A 6,920-nucleotide genomic window follows, 5' to 3' on the forward strand; every position below is an offset into this window, starting at 1 on the left:
ACGGGAGGCACGGCGAGCTTCAAGGTGGCGGCGTTGAAGGAAGGCGAGGTTCAGGTGAAGGTTACCGTGACCGATGAGTATGATAACTCCGCCACGGTGGAGTGGAGCTTCACGGTGGAGCTCGATACGCTCCCACCGAGCGTGGTCACCATGAGCCCGACGGGGTTGATCGGAGAGCTGAAACCCATGATCGTTGTATCCTACGCGGACGATCGCTCGGGTGTCGATGAGAACTCCGTGACGCTTTATCTGGACGGCAAGAAGGTAAGCGCAAAGACGTCGGCCACACAGGCGACTTATACACCCACCAGCCCGATCACTAAGGGCGAACATAAGGTGAAAGTCGAGCTCGCCGATAAGGTCGGAAATAAGACCTCACAGGAGTGGAAGTTCAAGCTGGAGGAGAATCCGCCTACCATCCTCTCCTACACGCCCATGGATGGGCAGTTCGTCAAACCCAAGGCTCCGGTAGTGGTCACCTATACCGATGATCTTGCAGGCGTGGATATCAGCTCGGTGAAGATGTATCTGGACGGAAAGGACGTTACGGCGGAATTGAAGAAGGATGCCGGCAGAGCCGCCTATGTGCCTGCTGAGGAGATGACTCCGGATGAGCATACGGTTAAGATCGAACTGGCCGATAAGGTCGGAAATAAGATGGAGCGGGAGTGGAAGTTCTACGTGGAGGCCGAAAAGCTGGTCGTTCAAACTCCTAAGGTCTACCCGAACCCGTTCAATCCGACGGAGGGCCCGGCGAAGATAGAGTTCACGATCACACAAGCTGCCGTGGTGACGGTGAAGATATACGACTTCTCGATGAGGCTTGTCAAAACGCTCGCCGATTCAGAGGAGATGATGCCAGGGTTGGTGAGTGAGACGTGGGACGGCAAGAGCGAGGACGGCGATGAGCTGGCCAAAGGCGTTTACTTCTGCCAGATCATCGTTAAATCCGCCACAGATGAGCCCAAGACCACGGTTCTGAAGATAGCCCTCTACAGGTGAAGATCCTTTTTGGGTGTCGGGGGACATCGTCCCTCGACACCCCCACGATCTGGGGCAAAGGAGGTTGAGGAATGGTTCGCAAGGGAATGATCGGGATCGTAATAACAACTTTATCCCTTTTGGGACTGATCTCCGCCGGTTTCGCCGGAGACGCAGCACCGTATCTGCGCATGGGAGCGGGAGCCAGATCCATAGCCATGGGTAAGGCTTTCGTCGCGGTCTCCGATGATGCCACATCAAGCGTCTGGAACCCGGCGGGATTACCCTGCATAGAGGATCTGGCCTTCACGCTTTATACATCTAAACTCTCCTTCGACAGAAAACATAGCTTCATCGGCGTCGTCAAGAATCTGCAGGGGAAAGGAGCGGTGGGATTCGCCTGGATCAACTCCGGGACGGAGGATATAATGGGATGGGACAAATCCGGCAAGCCCACCGAGAAGTTCAATCATAGCTCTAACGCCATAGCGCTGTCATATGGATATGCCGCGGAGAAGCTGAACTTCGGGGCCGGTATGAAGATCCTCACCGATAAGTTCTCCGCCAAAGGGTATGACGACAGATCGATGGGATTCGGTGGGGTGGACGTAGGCGTTATATACAGGGCTTTCGATAACACCGTGACGTGTGGAGGAGCTCTGAGGAATCTGCTCGGCAAAATCGGTGGGGATTCCGTTCCGGCGATGCTGGATCTCGGCGTTGCCGTCCAGTTCCTACAGGGCAACAAGGCCACCTTCGCCTTCGATATCACGAAGGAGTTCTCCTCTGTGGATGAAAGCACGCTCTCCGTTAAGCTGGGAGTTGAATACTGGTTGGGCAAAGCCCTGGCCCTCAGGGCGGGTGGATCTCACACGGGCGACAGACGCAGCCTCTTTGCGGGTTTCGGCGTTAGGGTCGCCGGATTACAGCTCGATTACGCCTATAGCCCTGAGGACGATACGGTCAACCGCATAGGCGGAAGCACACACTTTATGTCGCTTTCCTATACCTACTAAGGGGAAGGGGATGAGACCATGAGGATCAGACAGCTCATCGATCTGTTAAAGGTCGGAATCATCGCCTATATATGCCTGATGCTAGGCTGGGGACCGTTGGTCGTCTCATCGTATGCTAAGATCACGATGAAACCGACCGACAAACCCGTCAAAGTCATAACCATAGAGAAGGGGGATACCCTCTGGCATCTGGCCGGTAAATACCTCTCAGACCCCAGAAGATGGCCTGAGTTCAAAAAGTATAACGATTACACAAACCCCGATCTGATCTATCCGGGCGAGAAGATGCAGGTGCCGATCGAGGTCGCCAAGGAGATGAAGAGCGAGCTGGAGAAGGAGCTGGCAAAGCTGAGGGAATCCTACGAGAAGCTCTCGGATCAATTCGCGCAAGCCTCCGAAGAACTGAACATGCTTAGAAAATCGCTGAACGAGCTTAAGGCCCAAAACAGGGGGATCAGAGCGGCTCTGAGGACAAACCAGAGGAAGATAGATCAGGTGAGGAGATCTACCTCCAGTTTGGAGAGAAGGATGACCGGTTCTGAAAAGAGGATGGAGCAGATGCGGAGATCCATGTCCCGGACCAAAGAGGCCAGTGTGTCACAGATAGTTGAGCTTGCCGATGCCAACAAGAAGCTGGAGGAGAAAATCAGCGCCCTTGAGGAGACGATGAACTCCAGGATGGAGGAGATCGCAGCCAAGGCCGAGGAGCTGGCAAGGCTGAGGGAGGAAATGGAGTCGACCTCCAGAAGGGTATCCGCCGTTGAGAAAGCGGTTTCAGAGCTGGATGCTAAGATCAAACGGGCGGAATGGCCCTATGAGAAACCATCCAGGAACAAGAGAATATTGGCTTTCTTGGCAGCCATAGTCGGAGCTACGGCTTGGGCAACGCTCAACTCGAGATAGAAAAGCCGGGAAGGAAAAGAAACCTCAAAAATCCGAATGGACGGGTTTAACACCCGTCCTTTTTTGTTTCGACGATCCCTCCGTATATCGTACTGTATGCCTACATTGGGATCTTATAACTGGGCTGCCGATGTGTCAACGATCCGGTCGAACTCCTCCAAAATCCTTCTATCATCGCTGAGGACATGCTCGAGGTTCATCTTGATCCGGGGCAACGCATCGGATATGAACTTCCCCGCTACAGATTCCTTTCTATCCCATAAAGTTGCCTGATCCAAAAGCAGATATGAGATGTAGACGTCCGCGGCGATATCCACGACTTTGCGCGCCATGAGATCCCGATAGTCGGTATCTGATGCTCTGAGGTGCTCCACAGCTTGTTTTAGAGCATCGTGCCCCTGTCGTGCAAGCGAGGCGAGATCTTCAAGCTTGCCGAAATCTTTGGAACGCATCTCATCCAACGTCTCATCCAGATCGCCCTTGATTATCCTGAGTATCGCCCAGTTGACCTGGATCTGGGAGGTTCCCTCGTAGATGTTGGTTATCCTGGCATCGCGGTAGATCCTCTCGATCGGGTAATCCTTCATGTAGCCGCTGCCCCCATGGATCTGGAGTGAATCGTTGGCGATGGCTATGCACTTCTCGGTGGAGTAGTACTTGGCCATCGGAGTGAGGGCTTCGGCAAGTTTTGAATACCTCCTTGCCTCGGCCTTCAATCCCTTGCGCTCGGCTCCCTCCTGTAGATCAACTGCCTGGCTGGCCGCATATGTCAGAGCTCTGACCGCCTCGGTGTACACCTGCATGTTCACGAGCATCTCAACGACCTGCGGGAATTCCTTGATCTTTTTCCCGAACTGCTCCCTCTCCTCGGCGAACCTGATCCCCTCCCTGAGGGCGGCCTCGCAGATTCCGAGTGATTGAGCCGCTATGGCGAGCCTCGCGGCGCTCATCAGCCAGCTTGTATATCTGGTCAGCCCCCTCCCTCTCCTTCCGATCAGATACCCTGGGGCATCGTCGAAATAGAGCTCGCAGGTGGGGGAACCGTGGAGGCCCATCTTATCCTCGATCCTTCTGACCTTTACGGCGTCGCTTTTCTCCACCAGGAACAGGCTTAATCCCCTGCCCCCGCCGTATCTTTCCGGGTCCTCGCTCCGGGCCAAAACGAGCAACACATCCCCGCAGCCGTTGGTGATGAACCGTTTGGTTCCCCTGATCCTCCAGGTATCGGTCCCTGGATCGTAGATCGCTCGGGTTTGAATCGCTGCCAGATCGCTTCCCGCGTCCGGCTCAGTCAACACCATGGCGCCCGTAAGTTCCCCGGAGCACAGCCCGGGCAGATATCTCTCCTTGAGCTCCTCCGAGGCGAAGAGGGCGATGGTTTCAGCTATACCCTGCAGGCCGAAGAAATTCATCAGCGAGACATCGGCGCGCGATACGATCTCAGTGGCAGCCGTGTAGAAGGTCTTTGGGAAATTAAGTCCACCGTATTCCTCAGGCAATGTAATGCCCATCAGTTGCGCCTCGCTAAGTTCCTTCAAGTTACGCTCCATCGCCTCAGGAAGCTTAACCACGCCGTCCTCAAAGGCACATCCTTCCCTATCTATCTCCTCAGCCCTGGGAGCAAATCTCTGGGCGGCCAACTCGCCCACAGGATCGGCAAGCATCTCGGTGTAGGTTTCGATCGCCTCCTCGACGGAGCTGAACGGGCATTCATCTGAATCGAGATCGACCTTCAGCTCGACGATGGATTTCCAATCGACCCATCTCTCCATGTTAAACTTCAAATCGGGGTTATCCAGGTAGAAGTTATCCCCCATGTCCTCACCTCATCTCCTTAGCAAGCTTTATCAGTTTGGGTATCACCTCGGTCAGGTCGCCGACGATCTTATAATGCGCGAATCGGAATATCGGAGCGTTGGGATCGATGTTTATGGCGACGATCTTCCTGGCTCCCATGATCCCGACCCTGTGTTGAACGGCGCCGCTTATGCCACATGCGATATACAGCTCCGGCTTGACCGTCACGCCGGTCTGACCTATCTGCCTGTCGTGCGTCGTCCATCCGGCATCCACGGCTGCCCTTGTGGCGCCGACTTCACCTCCCAGAACCTCAGCCAGTTCCTCCACCAGCTTGAAGTTCTCCTTCGATCCAACTCCGGCGCCGCCCGCGACGATGACCTTGGCCGCCCTGAGATCAACCGTCCTACGGGCGACATCGCGCCTGACGACTCTTGCGATCAGATCCTCATCCTTTAAGCTTACCTCAACCGGAATCACCTCCCCCTGACGGCCGGCCAGAGGTTTAGCCGGCTCAGATATCCCGTCCTTAAAGGTGGCGATAACGGGCCTTTTAGCCGGGGAGAATCTGGTGATAACCTTGCCGTCGAATTCAACCCGACCGAGCTCGATATCCCCATCCTGCAGCTTAACCTCATTACAATCGAGGACACAGGCGGATCTCAGCTCGGTCGCCGCCGCCGGCGCGAGGTCATCTCCGATCGTGGAGGCGGGCAGCAGAATTAGATCGGGGGAGTATTCCCGAATCACCTCGCTGAAGGCCTTACGATATGGGGTTGTGGTATATCCGGATAACCTTTCGTCCTCAACGAGGAAGATCTTATCCGCCCCGCAGGAGATCAGCTCGTCCGCGACGCCTTTAACCCCATATCCTATAAGCACACAGGCCGATTCACCCTCAGTTTGACCCGCCAGTTCGATCCCCTTGGCCAAACATTGAAGCGTCAGATCGGTTGCCTTTCCATCCTCAGGTTCGCCGTAAACGAGGATTTTCATCCTTACCTCCTAATCATCCGAAGAATTTCAATATGGTCATCAGGGCGGATATTAAGATGCCGAACAGGGCCACCGTCCCTACCGTCCAGCGGATCATTGAGTCTATTCTGGCATTAAGCTGATCGAAGCGCTCATCAATCCTATCGTTGATCTTATCGATTCGTTCGTTGACACCATCGAATCGCTCGTTAACCTCTCTCATAAATTCCAACATTTCCCTTCGCAGCTGGGAGACTTCACCTTTCAGCTCTGAAACATCCTTGGCCAGATGCTGGTAGTTATTCTCCAGCAGATCGAGTCTGGAGAGTATCTCCCTGTATTCATCCTTTGTCACGGCGCTCGCCCTTATCTTCTCATCCATCAGCCCTTCCAGAGCATCTACGACGTCGGCCCCCAGCCTGTCCGTCAAAAGGGCTATCACGTCGGATCGCAAGCTCAATCACCTCCAAATTATCCGCTTAGGATCTCGTTTAGCATGGCTTTTAAGGCCTTTTCGTCCTCCGGATCTATCTCCTTCGACTCTATAGCTTTCTCAGGGATGGGATCGTATCCGGAGACCCGAACGGCCTTCAGCTCGGAGAGATCCGAGACCCCGATATCTTCAGCTCGCCATGCGGGAATGGAGGTTTTCTTATACTTCAGCTTCAATCTGGCCTTAGCGCTTCTGGGAGCCCTGGGATCATCCTTTACCAGAGCCACGCCGACTATGAGAAGAGCGGGGAGCTTGACCTCGACGAACTCGTATCCCATCTCCACAGCTTTTTTACAAACGATCTTCCTATCTGACATCTCCTCGATATCATCGACGTAGCTGATCTGTTCCACTCCGAGGAACTGAGTGATGTGGCTTGCCAAAAGGGAGTTTTCGCCCTCAGGCACGTTTACTCCCGATAGGATCAGATCGAACTCGCCTATCCTCCTTATGGCCTGAGCGAGGACATATCCGGCGGCGAGCGAATCCAGATCGGCAAAGGCGGGATCATCCAGCCTGATCACCTCATCGGTTCCTCTATAGAGACATTCCCTCAGAACGTCGACCTCCCTAGGCTGACCGATCGAGATGGCGATCACCTTACCGCCATGCTGATCTTTGATCCGAAGCGCCATCTCCAGGGCGTTTAGATCCTCCGGTTCAAACCTCGTCGTGAGCTTATCCTCTCTGATCTTGCCTTCCTCGACGATGCTTCCCACTAGATCCCTCGTGTCCCATATCTCCCTTACGATAAC

General features: G+C 54.5%; 7 protein-coding genes. 3 read left to right on the plus strand and 4 right to left on the minus strand.

Translation table 11 applies throughout. The annotated features are described in order from the left end of the window. The 3 genes from J7M22_12825 to J7M22_12835 form a co-directional block, all read left to right on the plus strand. Nucleotides 1-1,002 (plus strand): Ig-like domain repeat protein (locus J7M22_12825; GenBank protein MCD6507491.1); only part of this gene is annotated, 1,002 nt, incomplete at its 5' end. Between the two features lie 71 nt (nucleotides 1,003-1,073). Further along, nucleotides 1,074-1,997, plus strand: a complete 924-nt coding sequence (locus tag J7M22_12830) for a PorV/PorQ family protein (protein ID MCD6507492.1) — start codon at nucleotides 1,074-1,076, stop codon at nucleotides 1,995-1,997. Between the two features lie 18 nt (nucleotides 1,998-2,015). Further along, on the plus strand, nucleotides 2,016-2,900 hold the full coding sequence (locus J7M22_12835; GenBank protein MCD6507493.1) for a LysM peptidoglycan-binding domain-containing protein: 885 nt from the start codon (nucleotides 2,016-2,018) through the stop codon (nucleotides 2,898-2,900). 113 nt (nucleotides 2,901-3,013) lie between these two features. Here the strand turns inward: J7M22_12835 and J7M22_12840 are convergent, their stop codons facing one another. From J7M22_12840 to J7M22_12855, 4 genes are all read right to left on the minus strand, one after another. Then, entirely contained in the window at nucleotides 3,014-4,717 is a 1,704-nt protein-coding gene (locus tag J7M22_12840) for an acyl-CoA dehydrogenase family protein (protein ID MCD6507494.1), read from the minus strand. Between the two features lie 4 nt (nucleotides 4,718-4,721). After that, a complete protein-coding gene (locus J7M22_12845; GenBank protein ID MCD6507495.1) occupies nucleotides 4,722-5,693 on the minus strand; it encodes an electron transfer flavoprotein subunit alpha/FixB family protein in 972 nt (323 codons plus the stop codon). 13 nt (nucleotides 5,694-5,706) lie between these two features. Further along, complete coding sequence (locus tag J7M22_12850) at nucleotides 5,707-6,126, minus strand: hypothetical protein (protein ID MCD6507496.1); 420 nt, start codon at nucleotides 6,124-6,126, stop codon at nucleotides 5,707-5,709. A gap of 17 nt (nucleotides 6,127-6,143) precedes the next feature. Beyond that, nucleotides 6,144-6,920: hypothetical protein (locus tag J7M22_12855; protein ID MCD6507497.1), on the minus strand; the 777-nt coding region annotated here is incomplete at its 5' end.

Source organism: Candidatus Poribacteria bacterium, from assembly GCA_021162805.1.
Taxonomy (GTDB): domain Bacteria; phylum Poribacteria; class WGA-4E; order B28-G17; family B28-G17; genus JAGGXZ01.

Coding starts and splice junctions, on each gene's coding strand:
- J7M22_12840 (MCD6507494.1), bottom strand. CDS start 4,717: ATGGGGGATAACTTCTACCTGGATAACCCCGATTTGAAGTTTAACATG.
- J7M22_12845 (MCD6507495.1), bottom strand. CDS start 5,693: ATGAAAATCCTCGTTTACGGCGAACCTGAGGATGGAAAGGCAACCGAT.
- J7M22_12835 (MCD6507493.1), top strand. CDS start 2,016: ATGAGGATCAGACAGCTCATCGATCTGTTAAAGGTCGGAATCATCGCC.
- J7M22_12830 (MCD6507492.1), top strand. CDS start 1,074: ATGGTTCGCAAGGGAATGATCGGGATCGTAATAACAACTTTATCCCTT.